Source organism: Bradyrhizobium sp. LA6.8, from assembly GCF_040547935.1.
GTDB lineage: Bacteria > Pseudomonadota > Alphaproteobacteria > Rhizobiales > Xanthobacteraceae > Bradyrhizobium > Bradyrhizobium barranii.
This window is the reverse complement of the sequence record NZ_JBEPQQ010000006.1, coordinates 62727-80556: the sequence shown is the minus strand read 5'-3', so window position 1 is coordinate 80556 and position 17830 is coordinate 62727. Positions and strand designations below refer to the sequence as shown.

Annotated in this window: 13 protein-coding genes; 2 read left to right on the top strand and 11 right to left on the bottom strand. The window is 61.6% G+C overall.

The features are described 5' to 3' along the window. Positions 1-72: 72 nt before the first annotated feature. Positions 73-882 (top strand): class I SAM-dependent methyltransferase, encoded by an 810-nt coding sequence (locus tag ABIA90_RS26875; protein WP_354121791.1) that lies wholly within the window; start codon positions 73-75, stop codon positions 880-882. A gap of 106 nt (positions 883-988) precedes the next feature. Here the strand turns inward: ABIA90_RS26875 and ABIA90_RS26870 are convergent, their stop codons facing one another. From ABIA90_RS26870 to ABIA90_RS26855, 4 genes are read right to left on the bottom strand one after another with little or no spacing between them, the layout of a single operon-like run. After that, positions 989-2209, bottom strand: coding sequence for an oligosaccharide flippase family protein (locus tag ABIA90_RS26870; protein ID WP_354121792.1), 1221 nt, complete (start codon positions 2207-2209; stop codon positions 989-991). Continuing rightward, on the bottom strand, positions 2197-4221 hold the full coding sequence (locus tag ABIA90_RS26865) for a heparinase II/III domain-containing protein (RefSeq protein ID WP_354121793.1): 2025 nt from the start codon (positions 4219-4221) through the stop codon (positions 2197-2199). The genes ABIA90_RS26870 and ABIA90_RS26865 overlap by 13 nt, the downstream gene beginning before the upstream one ends. Beyond that, on the bottom strand, positions 4208-6250 hold the full coding sequence (gene asnB, locus ABIA90_RS26860) for an asparagine synthase (glutamine-hydrolyzing) (RefSeq protein ID WP_354121794.1): 2043 nt from the start codon (positions 6248-6250) through the stop codon (positions 4208-4210). Before asnB ends, ABIA90_RS26865 begins: the two co-directional genes overlap by 14 nt. A 31-nt stretch (positions 6251-6281) precedes the next feature. Beyond that, positions 6282-7976: a glycosyltransferase gene (locus tag ABIA90_RS26855; protein ID WP_354121795.1), complete on the bottom strand. Its 1695-nt coding sequence runs from the start codon at positions 7974-7976 to the stop codon at positions 6282-6284. A gap of 550 nt (positions 7977-8526) precedes the next feature. Between ABIA90_RS26855 and ABIA90_RS26850 the strand changes: the two genes are divergently transcribed. Further along, a complete protein-coding gene (locus ABIA90_RS26850; RefSeq protein ID WP_354121796.1) occupies positions 8527-9843 on the top strand; it encodes a hypothetical protein in 1317 nt (438 codons plus the stop codon). Positions 9844-9912: 69 nt separating this feature from the next. On the opposite strand, the gene ABIA90_RS26845 is transcribed toward ABIA90_RS26850, so the two are convergent. The 7 genes from ABIA90_RS26845 to ABIA90_RS26815 form a co-directional block, all read right to left on the bottom strand. Continuing rightward, positions 9913-11238: a hypothetical protein gene (locus ABIA90_RS26845; protein ID WP_354121797.1), complete on the bottom strand. Its 1326-nt coding sequence runs from the start codon at positions 11236-11238 to the stop codon at positions 9913-9915. A 29-nt stretch (positions 11239-11267) separates the two neighbouring features. Next, positions 11268-13121, bottom strand: a complete 1854-nt coding sequence (locus ABIA90_RS26840) for a hypothetical protein (RefSeq protein ID WP_354121798.1) — start codon at positions 13119-13121, stop codon at positions 11268-11270. A gap of 146 nt (positions 13122-13267) precedes the next feature. After that, a complete protein-coding gene (locus tag ABIA90_RS26835; RefSeq protein ID WP_354121799.1) occupies positions 13268-14233 on the bottom strand; it encodes a Gfo/Idh/MocA family protein in 966 nt (321 codons plus the stop codon). 64 nt (positions 14234-14297) lie between these two features. Beyond that, positions 14298-15032, bottom strand: a complete 735-nt coding sequence (locus tag ABIA90_RS26830) for a class I SAM-dependent methyltransferase (protein WP_354121800.1) — start codon at positions 15030-15032, stop codon at positions 14298-14300. After that, the gene (locus ABIA90_RS26825; protein ID WP_354121801.1) at positions 15029-15493 is read right to left on the bottom strand and encodes a GtrA family protein; all 465 of its coding nucleotides are present in this window, start codon (positions 15491-15493) and stop codon (positions 15029-15031) included. The genes ABIA90_RS26830 and ABIA90_RS26825 overlap by 4 nt, the downstream gene beginning before the upstream one ends. Beyond that, positions 15490-16464 carry a glycosyltransferase family 2 protein gene (locus ABIA90_RS26820; RefSeq protein WP_354121802.1) on the bottom strand — a complete coding sequence of 325 codons (975 nt, stop codon included), beginning with the start codon at positions 16462-16464 and terminating at the stop codon, positions 15490-15492. Before ABIA90_RS26820 ends, ABIA90_RS26825 begins: the two co-directional genes overlap by 4 nt. Positions 16465-16547: 83 nt before the next feature. Then, complete coding sequence (locus ABIA90_RS26815; RefSeq protein ID WP_354121803.1) at positions 16548-17780, bottom strand: class I SAM-dependent methyltransferase; 1233 nt, start codon at positions 17778-17780, stop codon at positions 16548-16550. Between the last annotated feature and the right edge of the window lie 50 nt (positions 17781-17830).

Genomic DNA, 17830 nt, shown 5'->3' with positions numbered 1-17830 from the left:
GCAATCGCGGGCGCCTATTCTTGTGCCAGGCTCATGGGGGCGGTACAGTTGTGCCATGATGAGAGTGCTCCCATGAACAATAGGGTTGTCCGCGATTTTTGGAACGAGGCCGCCTGCGGCGAGGCCGCTTATGCCGTCGGCATCGACGCCTCAAATCGCTTCTCCAGCCAACGCGAGACGAGGTACGAGCTCGAGCCCTTCATCAAGCCCTTCGCCCGCTTCGAAGAGGGACACGAGCAGGCTGTACTCGAAATCGGCGTTGGCATGGGTGCCGACCATGAACAATGGGCGCGCAGCGGACCCGCCCGCCTTTGCGGCATTGACTTGACCCCTCGCGCCGTCGACCTGACGCGCGAACGCCTCGCCCTCGCCCACCTTGAGTCCGAGCTCCGAGTGGCCGACGGGGAACGGCTTCCTTTTCCGGATGCGACGTTCGATATCGTCTACAGCTGGGGCGTTCTGCACCACAGTGCCGATACAACGCAGGCGTTCAAGGAGGTTGCCCGTGTGCTGAAGCCCGGGGGCACTGCGCGGATCATGATCTACCACAAGTGGTCGATCGTCGGTCTCATGCTCTGGCTTCGCTATGGACGATTGTCGTCCAGCCTTGCCTCGATCTATGCGAACCACCTCGAAAGCCCCGGCACCAAGGCCTACTCGACGAAGGAGGCGGCCGCGATCGTCGAGGCCAGCGGCTTGCAGATGGTCAAGATGGAAGTCGAACTGAGCCCGGGTGACTTGCTCTCCGCCGCAACGGGCCAGCGTCATCGCGGACGTCTTCTGTCGATCGCCCGGCGCCTTTGGCCGCGTGCGCTCCTGCTTGCTGTGGCGCGCCAGCTCGGCCTCTACCTCATGATCGAAGCGATCCGCCCCTCAGAATAGGTTGCCGGAATATTTTGCTCGCGGCCTTCGTCGGAATTGGAGCGCCGGTTCCGCGGGCCATCCGGAAGACGGACGGCGCCGAAGTGCCTCGCTCCGGTTCGTTGCGTCAGAGATCGGCGGAAAGGCCGGACCTGAGGCTGTTGAGAAGCAGCCAGACACAGACAAATCCGGCACTCGCACTCTGAATCCACGCCAGACCAACGGCACCGAACTGTCCGAACAGCGCAACCGAGAGCGCGGCCTGCAGGGTCGCCCCGCAGAGCCAGGCCATGACCTGCGACCAGGGAAATCCGCTCGCCGACAGGAACTGGGAGGCTGCGGAGGCGACGCCGATGAAGAATACACCGGGAAGCAGCGCGAGGATGATGGCCACGGCCGGCTCGTACGCTTTCCCGAATATGATTGTGACGATCGGGCTCGCCAGCACGGCGCTGGCTGTGCAGACCAGCGCCATCAGCAAGGTGATCTGTAGCAACGCGACCTTGTACTGCTGCATGCGCGCCGCACCTTTCGCACGTACGAGCGCGGGAAACAGCAGAAGGCCGATCGTCGAGGGCAGGATCAGCAACGCGTCGGCGATCTGCGCCGCAATCGACCAGTAACCAATATCCGCAAACTCGCCGAATTGCCTGAGCACCAGGACGCTCATGCGGCCCATGACGAAGCCCAGCAGAGTCGCGATATGAGCCCGCAGCGCAAATGCGATACCGTCCCGGAACAGGCCGAAGTCGAAGCGCCGCGGAATGTCGACGCCCTTCGCCAGGACGGCCCAGGCGGCGACGCAGGCGACGAGCGAGGCGATGACCGCAGCAACCAGGAAGCCCCCAAGCCGTGGAGCAAGCCAGCATGCGAGCAGCGCCGCACCGATGGCAACGACGCCGTTGAGGATGATCAGACCGTTGAAGGTCCTGGGGCGATTAAGAGCGACCGCGATGTTGGACAGGTAAAGGAACAGGAGCAGCGACGGTGTCAGCGCCGTCACGATGGCGACGAACATGACGTTTTGTTCGGGACCGCCGATCGCCAGATCGACTGCAAGGACGCCCGCCGCCGCCGCAACCCCGGCCAGGATCGCAAGCCACAACGAGTTGGCCATGATCTGAGCGAGCAGCGCCGGCGTCCGCGCAATCAAGTACGTGTTGCTCGACTGAATGCCGAGGGAGGCGATCTGCAGGGCAATCGCAGCGAGCGTCACGATGTAGTAATAGTGCCCGCGCTCGGCGGGACCGAGCATGCGCGCCGTCAGGATCGCCACGCCGAACGAGCCGAGGATAGCGAGGCCCCGCGCCAGCAGCATCTCGGCGTAGGTATGGATCAGGGAGGGCACGAGATATCGTTCCCCTCCGGCATGATCGTTACCGCCAGCCTCGCCGGCAAGGCTCCCTGCCTGCGCCACACCAGCCGATGCGATGGCTCGACAACGCCGTAGCTCGGCGAGATCGACGTGGGCTCGATGGTCAGCTCCCAACCGTCACCGTATGCCGAAAGGGAGAACAGGCGTCCCGCTGAAGCAAGGCGGACCGCGGCTCCGCTGCGGTCGACGCGGACGGAAGGCGCCAGATGCAAAGGTACGACGATCTCGTGTTCGCCTTCGCCGTCGATGGTATCGACGATCTCGACACGGCCCGATCGCCTGTCCAGGCTGATTTCCCGCGCAACGTCGACGCCGAGGCGCCGGTAGCCCTTGTGCCTGCCGGCAAACAGGTCCTGCTCGTCGCCGGTCCGCCAGGTCGTGCATTCGGCCTGCGCATCGTCCTGGAGATTCCAGAGATTGCCGGGGTCGAAGCGGTTCATCTCCGCGCCATCGATCCCGGGCGTGTTGTGGGACGAGGTCGAACGAAACTCGTTCCGCTTCTCGAACGAGGCCGTATAGACGAACGAGCCGCGGTCGACGACGACCGGCGCGCCGGCGAGCCAGGCTTCGAACGACAGCGCGTCGTTGTGTCCGTGGCCGCCGCGGCCGGCGAGGCCGACCGGGCCGCAATCGACGAATACGTGATGATCCCCGGCGCGCAGGACATACGCACCGCCGTGCGGGAATGCCATGGACGACGCCGGCGAGCGAACGGCTGGCGCGAATGATGCGGCCAACTCGGGCCCGACCACCCAGACGAGTTCGGAGCGAGGCCCCTCCGCTTGCGCCGCCAGATCGCTATCGCCGAATGCGAGTGCAATCAGGCTGACCAGATAGCGATGGTCGCCGAGTTTCTGTCCACCGAATGGCAACGCTCTTGCGTCGTCGGCATCACCCCACAGCGGGCTGGTGCCGTCGGGGCGCGAATAGGCCGCGGCAAATCGCGCCATCGCGCGCAACCGCTGGACGTAACTGTCCGACAGGCTGGCGCCGCAGGCCTTGCGGAACAGTGCCGGCCACACGAAGAGTTCGCAGACCAACCGGTGATAGGGCACCGACGCTTCGAAATCGACCCCGTCGGCGAAGACCTGTTTTTCGATTTCCTCTTGTAGCCCGCTCCAGCCGGCATCTTGCCAACGACCGGCATTCCCCACGTCGCCGAAAAAGTGGCCGGCCATCACCAAGCCTGCAAGATCCGCGGTGTAGTGGTTGCCGTTAACGTCGGCGTTCTCGATGTGCCTGAGCGTGAAGTCGCCGTGGAGGTAAAGGCAGGCGAGAAACTTCGCGCGAAAGTCCTCGTCACGCCATGAGGGGCTGTTCGCGAACACATGAAACAGCCAGGTCCAGGTGAAGAGGCGCATCGCGGCTTCCATCGTGCAGGACCAGTTCACGGTGTAGCCGAGCGGATTGCCGCCAATCCACTCCTGCAGGATATCGCGTGCGGCGACCGCATATTGCTCGTCGGCATCCAGCAGGTAGGCCTGTCCCGCCGGAATCAGCCATTGCAGTCGCGAAATCTCCCAGGGCACCTTGACGTCGCTGGGACGATCGCGGTTCACGTAGTCGATCGATCGCGCGAAGCCTCCCGGCCACCCCATCCCCACCCGGTAATCGCGGGCCCAGTCGATCGGCCTGCCGAGCGCGACCGGCCCGGTCCCGAGCAGGTCGACTGTTCGTGCGCAAGCAAGGCGTGCGGCGTCGCGAATCCGCGCGCTCTCGCCCGGCTCGACGCGGTCGAGCGCCGCGGGATCCATCGCCGATGTCCAGGCCGGATAGGGGCGCTGGCGCAGCCGTGTCCACAATTCATCGATGGAGGAGGCCCGCGCCATCGCAAGCAGCCGCCCGCGCGAGAGGCTTCGCTCCCGCATCGGCGCGAGCCAGCGGTCGAGCTCGCGCTCCCCCTCCTGCAAGGCGCGGCTGGCAACGTAGGCCGGAGATTTGCCGAGAATCCTCCTGGCGCGGCGCGCCGCGTCAAGCAACCGCATCGGACAACTGCGACGTATCGACCGCCTTGCGATCGATCCACAAATCATACCAGGCGGTCAGATTGTAGATCGCCCAGAGATACAGGCTGGTATCGGTCCGCCCGGTGAAGTGCCAGTCGAACAGCTTCTCGATATAGGAGGCATTCAGGAAGCCGCGCCGCATCAACCCTGACGAGAACACCGACGCACGGACCGCGCGGCCGAAATCGCTTCGCATCCAGTCACTCATCGGCGCGCCGAAGCCCATCTTCTTGCGATAGATGATGTTGTCGGGAATCAGGCCCTCGACGGCCTTCTTCAGAAGATATTTCGGCTCGCCGCCCTTGGTCTTCCATTCCTCGGGAATGTCCATCGAGAACTCGACGAGCTTGTGGTCGAGGAAGGGGACGCGAGCTTCCAGCGACTCCGACATACCGATCTTGTCGACCCGCATCAGCAGTAGCTCGGGCAAGCGCAGCCTGAACTCGCTGTGGATCATGCGCGTCAGCGGATCAAGGTTGGGGAGCTTGGCATCCAGGGGATCCATGAAGCTGCGGACGATATTGAAGCTGTCGAGCTTCAGATATTCGGGATCGAGCAACCCCGCCGCGTCCGCGTGATCGTCGTTGGCGGCCGCGATGGCGGCGGAGTCAACGAGCTGGCTCTTCATCAGATCGGGGAACACCATCGCGCCGGACCAGAAATGCTCGCGGCTTCGGGCCGCGCGATCGATGACGTCAGCATAGACCGGTAGCTTCGGATGAATCCCCGAAAGCAGATTGGCAGTGCCCGCCGCAAGGCGCTGTGCCGGCCGCGGCAGATACTTGCGGAACGGCGCCCAGTATTTGTGATACATCTTCAGGTACGTCATGTAGCCCGAATAGCCGCAGAACTGCTCGTCCGAGCCTTCGCCGACCTGGACCACCTTCATGCCGTTGTCGTGCGCGAGCTTGGAGACGAAATAGAGCGGGATGCACACCCAGTCGGCGATCGGCTCGTCCTGCGAGTGCAGCATCTGCGGCAGGTAGTTGATCATGTCCTTCTTGCTGATCCCAATCTCATGATGATTGGTGCCGAACTGACGTGCGATCTGATTGGCCTGCTCGTATTCGTTCAGATGCTTGTAGTCGCTGAATCCGATCGTGAAGGTCTCAACGGGGCGGCTGGAGAATTCGCTCATCAACGCCACGTTGGTCGATGAATCGACGCCGCCCGACAGGAACACGCCCATCGGCACGTCCGACATCATCCGCTTCTCCACGCTGGCGCGGAGCCGGTCGCGAATGCCGCTGACGTAGAACTCCTCGAGCGCCGCCTCCGAAAGATTGGCGGTCTCGCCCGGGTCGATGCCGCGTCCGGGCACCGCGTCCCAGTATCGCGAGATCGTCGCCTTGCCGGAACGATCGATCGTCATGCTGCATCCGGCCGGCAGCTTGTAGATGCCGCGCATCATCGTCAGCGGCGCCGGTGTCGTCAGGAACGAAAGGTAGTGGTACATCGCGTAGGGGTCGATCTCGCGCACGAAGTCGGGATGCTCCACCAGCGCCTTCATCTCCGATGCGAAGGCGAAGCATCCCTTAATCCGGGCGAAATAGAGCGGTTTGACGCCGATGCGGTCTCGCGCCAGCGACAGCAGCCCCTTGCGCTCGTCCCAGATCCCGAAGGCGTAATCGCCTTCGATCCGCTCGAGCAGGCCGTCGAGGCCCCACTCCTCGTAGCCGTGGACCAGCACCTCGGTGTCACTGTGATCGGTACGGAACTTGTGCCCGCGGGCGACGAGTTCGCGCCTGAACTTGGCGTGATTGTAGATTTCACCGTTGAAGGTGATGATGACCGCGCCGTCCTCGTTGCGCATCGGCTGCGTCGCAGCGACGTTGAGGTCGACGATCGAGAGGCGGCGGTGACCGAGCCCAATTCTGCGGTCGTCCGAAACCCAGCCGTCTCCGCCGTCCGGCCCGCGATGCGCCATGGCGTCGCGCATGCGATCCAGGACGGTGCGATCGACCCTGCCGGCGTCGCCGTAAGACAGCAAACCCACTATTCCGCACATTCAGAACAATCCCCTTGGTTCGGAGACGAGATCATGCCGCGTCGCGATCCGGCCGGCGCACGAGCAACCCGTTACGGGCCATCGCGGCGAGAATAGCATCCACATGCCGCTTCCAGGTATAGCGATTCAGGACCTCGGCGCGGGCCGCCTTCGCCACCCCGGCGGCCGCCGGCATGTCGTCCACGACCCGCCGAAACGTGTCCTTGAAGGCCTGCGCATTGCCCGGCTCGTAAAGGAATCCGCAAGGTGCTCCCGCCCCTGGCGGCAACGCCCCCAGCCGCGTGGCACCGCGTCCGGCGATGACATCCTCGATCTGGCCGAGCGCCGATGCGACGATCGGCTTCTCCATCGCCATATACTCGAACAATTTGGTCGGCGATCCAAAAAATCCGGAGCCGTCCGCGTTCGGCACGTGAGGCGAGAGCAGCAGGTCCGCGCAGGCGAGAAATCTGGGGGCCTCCGATTGCGCCACCAGACCCGTCAGTGTGACAAAGCGCGCGACCTCGGGCGGTCCGACCAGCCGACGCACCTCGGGCATCTTCAGACCGTCGCCCACCAGCATGAAATGCACCTTGCTCCGCTCGAGCCAGGCGGCGTCGTTGCGCGCGAGGTCACTGATGCATTCGGCGAGAAACTCGATGCCATGCCACTGCCCAAACGTTCCGATGAACCCAGCGACCAGCGCTTCTTTCGGGATGCCATACTGCCGCTTCAGGTCGGCGAGATCGCCCGTCGAGAATTTCGTGGAATCAAAAGCGGCCGGATCGACACAGTTGGGGTAGACGAGAATCCGGCTATCGGGAATTCCTCGCCGCTTCAGCTCATCCCCCAACTCGTCCGAAACGGTGACGATCAAATCCGCAGCGTCCAGCGCGACCGCTTCTGCCTTCTCTGCGGCCCCGTGCAGGCGGAGCCGCGTTCCCCAATTTGCGGACGCCCAGGCCTCGGATCCGTTGAATTCGACGACGACCGGCACATTCAAGCGGCGCCCCAGGTGAGGCCCGGTGAAATCGTGCAGAGAAAACCGTTGATAGATGAACGACCATGGATCGGAGCTGTGCAGCGGAACGATTCTTTTCTCGATCGCCTCCGCATACGGATAGAAATTCAGCTCTGCCGGCATCGCAAGCAGCCCATCGGGCTGCAACTTCAGCCAGCGAGCGCCCGCGCGATCCGTGGGCAGCGACTTGAGACTTGCGTAGTCCACCTCGAAGGCGTTGTCGAGAAACCCTCCGATGACGCCAGCCGTGTGACCGACCGAGCCGCCGACGGCCGCGCCCAGCGAGATGTTGGCATCGAGATAGAGAATGCGCGCGCCGCGGCTGGGTGGGACCCGGCGGGGCATCGGCAACCGTCTCATCGCCTCTCCCTTGCGCAAACGGCGGACAAGAGCACGGCGGGACGACAGGGTATCGACGCCGAGCTGCAGCAGGTTCTGCAGCCCGCCAAGCCGCCCGAGAGCCTCGACCCGCAAATCGGGCCAGACAACCGCAAGTGAGCCTACCCGGGTCAATGCAGCCGCGATCGAGAGCGGTGCAATCAGTGCCGTGGAAACCTCGCTTTCCAGCGCGATGACCAGCTTATCGGCACGGAGACTGCGCAACTGCCGAATCGCCGCGACGGGCGACAATTTGCGCAGGTTCGCCGCGTCATAGTAGCTGTCCACCGGTCCGCAGACCTCCGTGATTCGATCGGCAAACGATCTCGTCACGGGATGGAAGCTCATGACGATCAGCTTGGGTCTTGTGGAAAGGTCAGGACGCATTAGTTTCGCGGACGGGTTGGACATCTGAGTCAGGCTATACTAGCAATAGAGCGTCAAGACCAGCGCCCAGGAGCCTCCCGCGAGGTTCGCGCACCGCAGGCCCAAGCCATTCAGTTCCCGTCACTCTACCGGGACTCCGAAGGCCCGCCCGCCCCCGCTAAAGCGCAGCCAATACGGTCCACGTGCTTGCCGTCCCCCTTGGTCGCCGAGACGCACTGTCTCGCGCCATCGCTGGTATTGGCGAAACGACATCAAGCCATCGTGCGAACAGCCGGACGCCAGGCAATTGAGTTGCCCCGCCATTGCCTGGATATCGTGACGCACGTCGACGCCAGTGCACCAGGCCGTGCTGTTCCGCAGATCCTGACCGCGATCGCGACAAATGACCGGCAACTTTGCGCGGCTGTTGACGAGGTCTTCAGCAAACCACCTCAACAGCCGCACGCGTTGAACTTCCCTAGCTCTCAGGATACGTTGCTTTGGGGTTGTTGAAGAAGTGAGATCGGGAGTAATGGCCGAGTCCGTCAATTCAGTGCATCGCGGGCTTGCCGGCCTGTTCGATCGAGAGCAAAAGCGTCCGCTACTGCTCGGGCTTCTGATCTGTCTTCATATCGTCATCTGCGCCGCCTCACTTCGCATATCATTTCCGTTCTATCGATCGGAATATGTGATGTACGACCCGGCGGGGCTCGCAAACGCGATAGCGGCGACCGCGATCTTCTGCCTCATTGCTCCGCTCTTCGTCTTTACCCGCTTCAGCTTCGGTTATCTCTGCGGATTCTACCTGTTCACCATGGTGGCGGGCTTTCTCTGGCTGAACTCGTTCTCGAAGCTTCAGTACGACCATGTCGCTGCAGGTATCTCCGCGGGCTTGTCTTGCCTGACCTTCCTGCTGCCTGCCCTTCTCATCACCTCCCGGATCGGCCACCCTATCGAGATCTCGGAGCGAAGCTTCGAGCGCATCCTCTACGTCATCGTCGCGTTCTGTCTCGCAACGTCGATAGCAGCGGCCACATACGGCTTCCGCGTCGTCGCGATCAACGACATCTACCAATATCGCGCCGAGCTGCAGTTTCCGACTGCGCTGAACTACGCCATCGCATCGACCATGACCGTACTGATCCCGTTCGCCTATGCGTGCTTCGCCCTGCGGCGTCGATACTGGATGGCAGCGGCGATGCTCGCTATCGCGATCTCATTTTATCCGAGCACGTTCACCAAGATCGCGCTGTTCACGCCGGCATGGCTGCTTTGCATGACGCTGCTTTCGATACTCCTCGGACGGATCGCAACGATCCTGTCCCTGTTTCTGCCGGTTCTCGCCGGCGTGCTTCTCATCATCACAATCGGCGAGCCGATGAGGCGCTATTTCGGCATCGTCAATGCCAGAATGCTGAGCGTTCCGTCGGTAGCAATGGATGTCTACAACGAATACTTCGCCCAGCACGAGCTGACCCATTTTTGTCAGATCTGGCTCCTGAAGCCCTTCGTTAGCTGCGCACTGAAACAGCAGATCTCCGTCGAGATGAACAGCACCTACCCGCTGGGTTTCCTCAATGCTTCCTTGTTCGCCACGGAGGGCATCGCATCCGTCGGCCTTTGGGCAGCTCCCCTGGTGACATTCGCCTGCGGGCTGGTCATTGGTTTCGGCAACCGGCTATCTGCAGGCCTGTCGGAGCGTTTCATCCTCATATCCGCGGCCATCGTGCCCCAGGTCATCACAAACGTCCCGTTCTCGACGCTGATGCTGACCCACGGCCTCTGGCTTCTGTTCCTGCTCTGGTACTTGACCCCGCGAACGCTGTTCGGCGGTTCTGCCGAACATTGACGCCCGGTCGCGCCCAAGCTCGATTCGCCATGGCGAAATCGCTGAAGCGGGAAAAACCTTCGTAGCAATCTAGGCTTGTCGGCTGGCCGGCTCGAACCTGCCGGCTCTTGCCAGGGCGAGAAGAATCTCGACCATGACGCCAAACAGCAAGACAAGAAAAATCTTCACCGGAAAAAGATAGAGCTCCGTGTAGTGAAAGAGAGCCGCCTGCCCGAGAAAAGTGGCAACAAACACGGCACTCACGCTGAATACCGCATCGTAGGAAGACCAGCCTGTAGAGTAGCGCGCAAGTGAAAGCCGCGCCCAGGCGAAAACGCCAGAGACGATTATAAGAAGGTAGATCATATTGTAGGTGGTGAGCGCCTTCATCACCTTCTTCAGATAGATCGTGATCACTTCGATCGGATGGTGAAGGACAATCTCGAAATACTTCCGCTTCAGTATCGAATAATATTCAGCCGACAGATACAGCGTGCCGGGGCTGACCTCCTTGACGGCCCGGACACCGTCGTCATCGTTCCACACGATTCCGAATGGGTTCTCGACGACACCTAGACCGATATACAGATTGTGCCACGCACCGTGCTGCTCCATCCGGGTGGACGGCGCGATATCGAAGGCCGCATCGCGAGCGCGAAGGATGGAGTATGGGGTCGAGATCGTCAGAACGGTTGCGACGAGAACGACGAGATGGGCCAGCCCCGCATGCCGCATCTTCACGAGCGAACAAAAATAGCTGACGCCAAGGGCGAGAAGAGCGGCCACACCCCCCATAAGCCCGATCGCCTCGCGGAAAACCATTCCGACAGCCAGACCAAGCAGACCGGCGATCATCCATAGCCACCAGCTGGTGCGCGATGGGCCGGTGGATGAAATTCCGAGAATCGCCAACGGCAGCAATGCCACCAGACAGGCGACACCCAGGTGGCCTGGATGTGGCCCAAGCGAATGATGCTTGTTGGCGATCACGGCCCCGACGGTCAGGACGAGAAACGAGAGAAACGGCAACCGCAGACGAAAAAGCAGACCCGCCAGACCTACAAGTCCGACATAGTTCAGGATCGTATTCACTCTCGAGACGTCGTTTTCGGTTACGACCGCACCGCTGAGGGCAGCATAGAGATCCAGAACCAGAGGCGGTCCCGGATCATCCCCCGCCGAGAGTTCCGCGATAGGCAGGAGACGGTCCCCCTGACAAATCGCCAGGATCGCCTTCGTTGTTCGCGCGCAATCGGCGCTTTTCACCCATATGGTGGCAGAGGACCAGGAATGATCGAGCTTGCCGGCCTTGTTCAAGGAAAGAAAGAAGGCCGGAAAGGAAAACAGCACCAGAGCCGCCAGGAGCAGCCTGACCTGGATCGGCCTGCGGTCCAGTCGTGCAATGACCTCGCGCAACGGTTCAGCCCCTCTCCGTTCAAAATACACTATTGATGACTGGCGCCGCACTGCAGCTCGCGGCTGCTTTGACGATAGACGTAGGCGATAACGCCTCCCGCGCTGCCGTCCGCAACATACTGATTGTCGATTCTCGGCCCGGACACGATCTCGCGCGGTGGTCGCGTTCGTACCCGCAATGCAGGACGTTCGAAGACCTTGCATCGTGCAGGTGACGCGAGATACGCCCGATAGCGTTCGATGATCGGACCGACACTTTGCGCGAGCTCTGCCTGACGCACCCTGCGATTGTCGCTTGCCGGATACCATGCATCGCGAAAGCTGAACAGGTAGCTGAGATTTGGTCCGGCCCGCTGCTGGATTTCTGCGCTCAGCAACTGCTCTGCCATCTCGGGATTCACGTCCGTCCGGAACCAGTGCTCGAACAGCTCATTCTCGTACCGGCTGGGATCGGCGCTCCTGGCCTCCGGCGCCATGTTCGGAATGAAGCTCATGGCAACCCGGTAGAAAGTCAGAACGACATCGTAGCGGTTGTTCGTTCTGACCTGCAGCATCGGCGCAATGCCCGCGTCATCCAATACCAGGCTCGCGCGGCTCGCCGTATCGGCGTCGACAGCCTGCAACGCCCGGACAATGGCGATGGACTCCATGTTGTAGGCCCGCCAGGTAGAGAACGCGGTCCGCTCCGCTCGCACGACGACGAGAACAATGAGAGCCGAGCCTATCCACAGCGCCGGTGCAGGAAGTGACAGCCGCTTGGCGTAAGACGGCGCGATGACGGAAAGGGCCGCGACAACGCCGAACAGCAGTACCGGATAGCTGACCGTGCGCTCCCAATCCCGAGCGCTGAACATCACCCCGGTCACGATCTGCTGATTGCTCAACACCAGGGGGATGGCCAGACAACCCAAGGTCAGAAAAGCCAGTGGCTCCCTGCATCCTCGCAAGATCATCCAGAAGCCGAAGGCGGCGCTGAAGACGAGGCTGCCCATAACCGCAGGCGTTATGATCGGCAGACGCGTCGAGTAAGTAAGGCCGGTGAGCATGCCCGTCGTTGTCTGACCGCCATTGTGATCCCAATAGACTGCGCTGAGCGACACCAGTGCCGCTCCGAGCAAACCGGCTGCAATCGGGATGGCCGAGATCTGCCTGAAATATCCCTGCACCAGCAGGAATCCGCCGGCGATCGCCGCCACCGGCAGGGTCACGAACGTGTACCCGATCGGAAGCAGCGACAACGTCATGACCGCGGCCACAAGAGCTGCCCGTTCTCGGAGTCCAGTGACGACGGCGAAACGCGCGAGAAGCCCAAGGCTCAGGAACATGAGCACAAAGCTGACCTGCGGCTCCGGCGTCCTGAGGATTGCGAGAAAGCTCGTCTCATAGGACGGGACAAGCGTGGGATGCACCAACCCCACGACCTGGGAAAACCGCGAGACATTGAACTGGCCCGACGTCCAGAGAACCAGATTGCCCAGCGAAAACAGGTCATTCGCAAAAACGAGCAGCAGTGCCGCCAGCACCCTCGCGGGGCGGCTCGACACGACCTGGCTGACGGCGAAATAGGCGGCGCAGCTCGCCAGGAACGGAAATACAAAATCCGATGCGGCCAGCGTCGCGTCCAGCGAGGATCCGCAGATGCGATAAATGGCGCTGAGCGCAAAGCCGGACAGAGCGCGCGTCGACCTCAACGTTCCCAGCAACCAGCTCAGAACGTAGGTGTCCTCGTCATAGGCACCGTGAAAATACCGAAACTCGCCAATCTCGCTGGCGAATTGCAGGTGCGGCCAAAGCCCCAGGAGTCCGACGAACGTCGCTACCAGGCCGGCTGCCAACAAATCAGCTCGCGACAAAGCGCAAGGCAATGGACGGTTCTTTGTCACGTCGACTTCCAGTTGAAGGCAAGAGCGTTGGAGGCGAATGCGGACTGTCGATCAATTCGGCTCTTCTGCAGCGATCGCCCGTGCACAGGCCCTTTCGCCGAACTTAGTACATTTGCATCAATAAATCGCAAGCCGTGGTAGACCGGTCAGATGCCGGCCGTTGCGAGCGCCCGTTTCAGGTCCTCCTGCACCGCAAGCAAGCCCGCGACGTCCCACCCCGGTAACGCTGCGTCCGTCGCCCCCGTCACCTGAGACAGGAACGCTCCAAGCTCCAGTCGCAAGGTGCTGGTCATCATCGACATACGCGGATCAAGCGCGTGCGGCTGGCCGTTGATCGTCATCAGCCCATGGGCGCCGCTAAAGTCGACCGACGCGTGACCGGATTTGGTCCGAATCTTCAGCACCCGCCGACGCGCTGTCGCTTTGGTGTCACAGCGAAATTCGTGGCGCCCTCCCTGGTCGTCGCGGAATTCGATATGTCCCCGACAGCCATCCGGACTTTCCTGCGCTGCACCAATCCAAAGATCGGCCTTCGGGACAAAGACCCGGAAGATCGAAAGGGCATGAGGCATCAAGTCGTACAGCAACCCCGTCTCCTCGTGCCGGGCCTTCGTCGCGCCATGTCGCACTTCGTTTTCGACGTCTTCCCATATCAGCGTCATATCTGCGCCGTCGGCGCCGGCGAATTCCTCAGACAATTGATGAAAGGCCGGAAGGTAGGCGAATTCCGTGCCCACCGCGAGAATACGCTTCCTGTGCTGAGCTGCTGCCACCAGCGCCCGTCCGCTTTCCGGATCGACGCCGACCGGCTTTTCGACAAGAACGTGCAGACCATGTTCGAGCGCGTCCATCCCGTCGCGTATGTGATCGCGTGGCCGGCTCGATATGATCGCCGCTTGCAGCTGCCGATCGGCAAGCATGGCCTCGGCAACGGTCGGCAGGACCGTCAGGCCTGCAAGCTCGGAGCGCGCGGCGGCCCATGTCCGCACTTCGTCGGGCCGGCTGCGGGCAGCCAGAACGACACCTTCCGCAGAACCGCGCGCGGCGACGACGACCGAAAGCCAAGTCCGGCCCCAGCGACCGCCGCCAACGACCACAAGCGGAATGGGCAAGGCCGCCGCACGCCAGAAATCGGCCAGTTGCAGAGCGATCGCGGTCAGATGCGTCCCTCCCGGTTCAGGACGACGGTTTTACGCCGCTGAGATAATATTGGGCACCGAACGGAAGATGCCCCAGAAACGAGTCGAGGCGGCTGAGAAATGGATTGGCGGGCGGCACAGAAATGATCGTCTTCGTTTCGACGTTGGCAAAGCCGGCATCCGCAAACATTCGCCGCAGCTGCCCCGGCCGCAACAGCACCGCGTCCTTGTCGATGTCGCAACTCTTCACAATGTACTGGGTCGCGGGGTTATAGGGATTGTGCTCGAACACGAGCACCAGCCCGCCAGGCTTCGTCACGCGAAACATGTCGGCGACGAACTCGGTCCATTGCGGCGGCGGCACATGATGCATGACGCAGACGGTGAACACGATGGAGAATTGCCCGTCGCGATAAGGCAGCCGGACACCGTCAAAGGTCGAATAGCGCACGAAAGGATGCCGGGCTGCCGCCAGCTCGACGCTTTGCGCCGAGACGTCGATGCCGTGCAGCTCACGGAATTTGCCTTCTAGACCGGGATGGTATGCGCCGAGCCCGCAGCCGAGGTCCAGCACATCCAGCTCTGTCAGATCGGGAAAATGCTCCCTGCCGAGCCGCAAGATATGCTCGCGCTTGATGTCGATGTAGAACGAGTGCTCACGCCCGGCAAAGGCAAGCGCCGAATTGATCTTGTCCTCGTAGCCGCCGGCGACGTTGTCAAAATCCGTCGCGACCTGTGCCTGCGTCACCTGAGAGGTCTTCTGTTCGGTCATTCCGACTCTCCCGTTGCAACAGTCTGCTCGCGCCTGCCGCGGACGGCGAACACCCAGCCGCGTAGCAGGAAGAAATTCAGCACGGGTATGATCACGCAAACGCCAATTGCACCGGTCAGGTAGGGCCAATGCAGTAGGTCGACGCTAAGCGCCATCACGCACCAGGAAACCACAAGGCCGGTCAGGGACATCACCACGAAGCGAGCAACCTGGTCAAAGGAATGGCCATCGACCCGGAAGGTGAAGCGGCTTTGCATCAGGTACGAGATGGCGACCGATATGACGTACGCGCACACCGACGAGAGGACCGGCGTCATCATGCGCGAGAGCACGAACGCGTTCGTAAGCACGAAATACGCGAGCGTCGTCGTCACCCCCGACACGCCAAAGCGCATGATCAGGCGCATGGAGGATGACGTCATCAACGCGAATAAGCCGGACGTGGTGCCGGTGCCGTTCATCGGAGCAAATTCCGTTCGACGCTGTCGATCTGCTCGTTGAAATTGATCAGGTCGGAAATGATCGTCGGCGGCCGCATCCGGACCTGATCGTAAATTCGCCCGACATAGATACCCAGCACGCCGAGAAAAAGGCTGTTCAACCCTATCCCGAACAGGATGAGGATCTGCGTGGTCGTGAATCCCGGCGGAACGATCTGGTGAGAGAACAACCTGACGATGAGATAGAAAGTCGCGAGCAGGACAGCAGCCAGCGCGATCACCAGTCCGATATAGAAGGATACCCGCAGAGGCAGGCTCGAGTGCGCGATGATGCCGTCCATGGCCAGACGCACCAGGCTTCCAAATCGAAACTTGCTCTCGTTGTGCAACCGCGCAGCGCGATCGAAGGGAATGCCGGTCTGGCGCCTGGCGAGCGAGGAAATGAGTCCGCGCAGATACATATGCGGCTCGTGAATCGGACGGAGTCGCTCGATCACGGACCGGTCGATCAGGCGAAAATCGCCGCCATCCGGAATGAGATGAGGCCCGCCAATCCGCCGCATGAAGCGGTAATAGGCCCGCCTGGCGCGCCGCAGGAGCAAAGTCTCTTTCCGGCTCCTGCGCACGCCGACCACGACGTCAAAACCTTCGCGCCATTTCTGCAGAAAGGGAGCGAACATCGACGGCGGGTCCTGGAGATCCGCGTCGATCTGGATCGCGGCCGCTCCGCGCGCCAGCCGATAGCCGGTCAGAACGGACTGCTGAAAACCGAAATTCCTTGAAAAGCGGGCGATCCGCACGCTCGGATCGTTGGCGGCAATGCTGGAGAGCTTCCTGAAGGTGGAGTCGGTGGAGTGATTGTCGGTGAACAGAAATTCGAACTGATAGTCCTTCAGCTCTGCCGTAACCCGCTTCAACTCCGAATATGTCCGGTCGACGTTGTCTTCTTCATTGAACACGGGAACGATGATCGAAATGAGGGGCCTGCTCAAGGAGTCAGGTCCCCCATTCGCGGATTCGGCATTCACCCCTGACGTCGTCTCAGCCATCAAAGCCATTCCCGTCGCGCGCAGCACTAGGCCCGCTCAAACTCCTCTGGCGAAAATAGGTCGATGATCTGGCCGTCATATCCCTGCTTGCGCATGTACCCGTGAATTTCACCGGAGATGTGCCAGGCCAGATTGAGAAGCGGCACATCCCGGTTCGGGCGCTTGTCGAAGTCGTCGTCGGAGAGAATCGGGATGCGGGTGCCCGGGATGTAGTTTCCGATCTTCATCGAGCCCGGCTTCTCGTAGACCCCTTGCAGGATGGACTGATCGAGATCGAGCAACTTCACGAGGATAGCCGCGCGACCCGGAAAGGCCTTGCCGACGAGTGGACCAGGGCGAGAAACTGCCGCTTCGATTTCGGCACGCTTGCTCTTCTGCCACGCAGGTATCCGCTTTGCCATGTCGAGCAGGCGCTGCTCGAAACCGCCCTCCGCGGCGTCCACCTTGGCGAGTTCGGGAGCAGCCTGTGCCTCACCGTCACCTCGCCGCATCATGACGCGGATGTTGCCGCCATAGCGTGCCGGGAACTCCAGCGCCTCGATCCGCGCCTGAAGCGATTTGGCGATGTACCGGAAAGACGTCAAACTATAGGTGCGCGGATGCTCGTGATAGAACGTATCGAATTGATAGCGGTCGAGCACGGAGCCGAGATAGTGGTTCTCGATGACCAGCAGCGTGTTCGGCCCCATCAATGCGCCGACGGCCGAGAGAACGCTGCGCAGATCCTCGATATGCGCGAAAACGTTGGTGAACGTGATGATGTCGGGCAGACCGCCGCTCGCCGCAATCTTTTCAGCCAGCGAAGGCGCGAAGTAGTCTTGATAGACTGTGTGGCCGGCCTGCTTCGCGTCGGCGGCGGCGCCGGTCGGCTCGACGCCAACGGTTCTCGCTCCTCGCTCCCTGAAGATCGACAACAGGCTGCCGTCGTTGCACCCCACGTCGAGCACCAACAGATCTTTGAGTGAACCGACCTGCTTTTCGCATCGCTCCACCAGTTGACGCATTCCGTTCAGCACATCTGCGGTATGCCGTGCCCTGTAGTGGTATGTACTCGGAAACAACGTCCGCTTCGGAACCTGATACGCCTGGTGAGCCGTCTTACAGGTCGGACAGAATACGATATCTATCGGATATGTTTCAGGAATCGCCGGATTCCCGACCGGCACGAGATCGTCGCACAGCGGATGGCGTCCAAGATCCAGAACGTCCTTGAGTTCAGATCCGCCGCACACCTCGCAACCTCTAATTGTACGATCCATCTGCAGTTCCAAATCGGGGGGAAGAATGCCGCCTTATAAGTGAAGTCCGC

What these genes read in the sequence shown, in the direction of transcription:
- ABIA90_RS26875 (WP_354121791.1), top strand. Translation starts at nt 73, where the DNA reads ATGAACAATAGGGTTGTCCGCGATTTTTGGAACGAGGCCGCCTGCGGC.
- ABIA90_RS26865 (WP_354121793.1), bottom strand. Translation starts at nt 4,221, where the DNA reads ATGCGGTTGCTTGACGCGGCGCGCCGCGCCAGGAGGATTCTCGGCAAA.
- asnB (WP_354121794.1), bottom strand. Translation starts at nt 6,250, where the DNA reads ATGTGCGGAATAGTGGGTTTGCTGTCTTACGGCGACGCCGGCAGGGTC.
- ABIA90_RS26855 (WP_354121795.1), bottom strand. Translation starts at nt 7,976, where the DNA reads ATGAGCTTCCATCCCGTGACGAGATCGTTTGCCGATCGAATCACGGAG.
- ABIA90_RS26850 (WP_354121796.1), top strand. Translation starts at nt 8,527, where the DNA reads ATGGCCGAGTCCGTCAATTCAGTGCATCGCGGGCTTGCCGGCCTGTTC.
- ABIA90_RS26830 (WP_354121800.1), bottom strand. Translation starts at nt 15,032, where the DNA reads ATGACCGAACAGAAGACCTCTCAGGTGACGCAGGCACAGGTCGCGACG.
- ABIA90_RS26825 (WP_354121801.1), bottom strand. Translation starts at nt 15,493, where the DNA reads ATGAACGGCACCGGCACCACGTCCGGCTTATTCGCGTTGATGACGTCA.
- ABIA90_RS26815 (WP_354121803.1), bottom strand. Translation starts at nt 17,780, where the DNA reads ATGGATCGTACAATTAGAGGTTGCGAGGTGTGCGGCGGATCTGAACTC.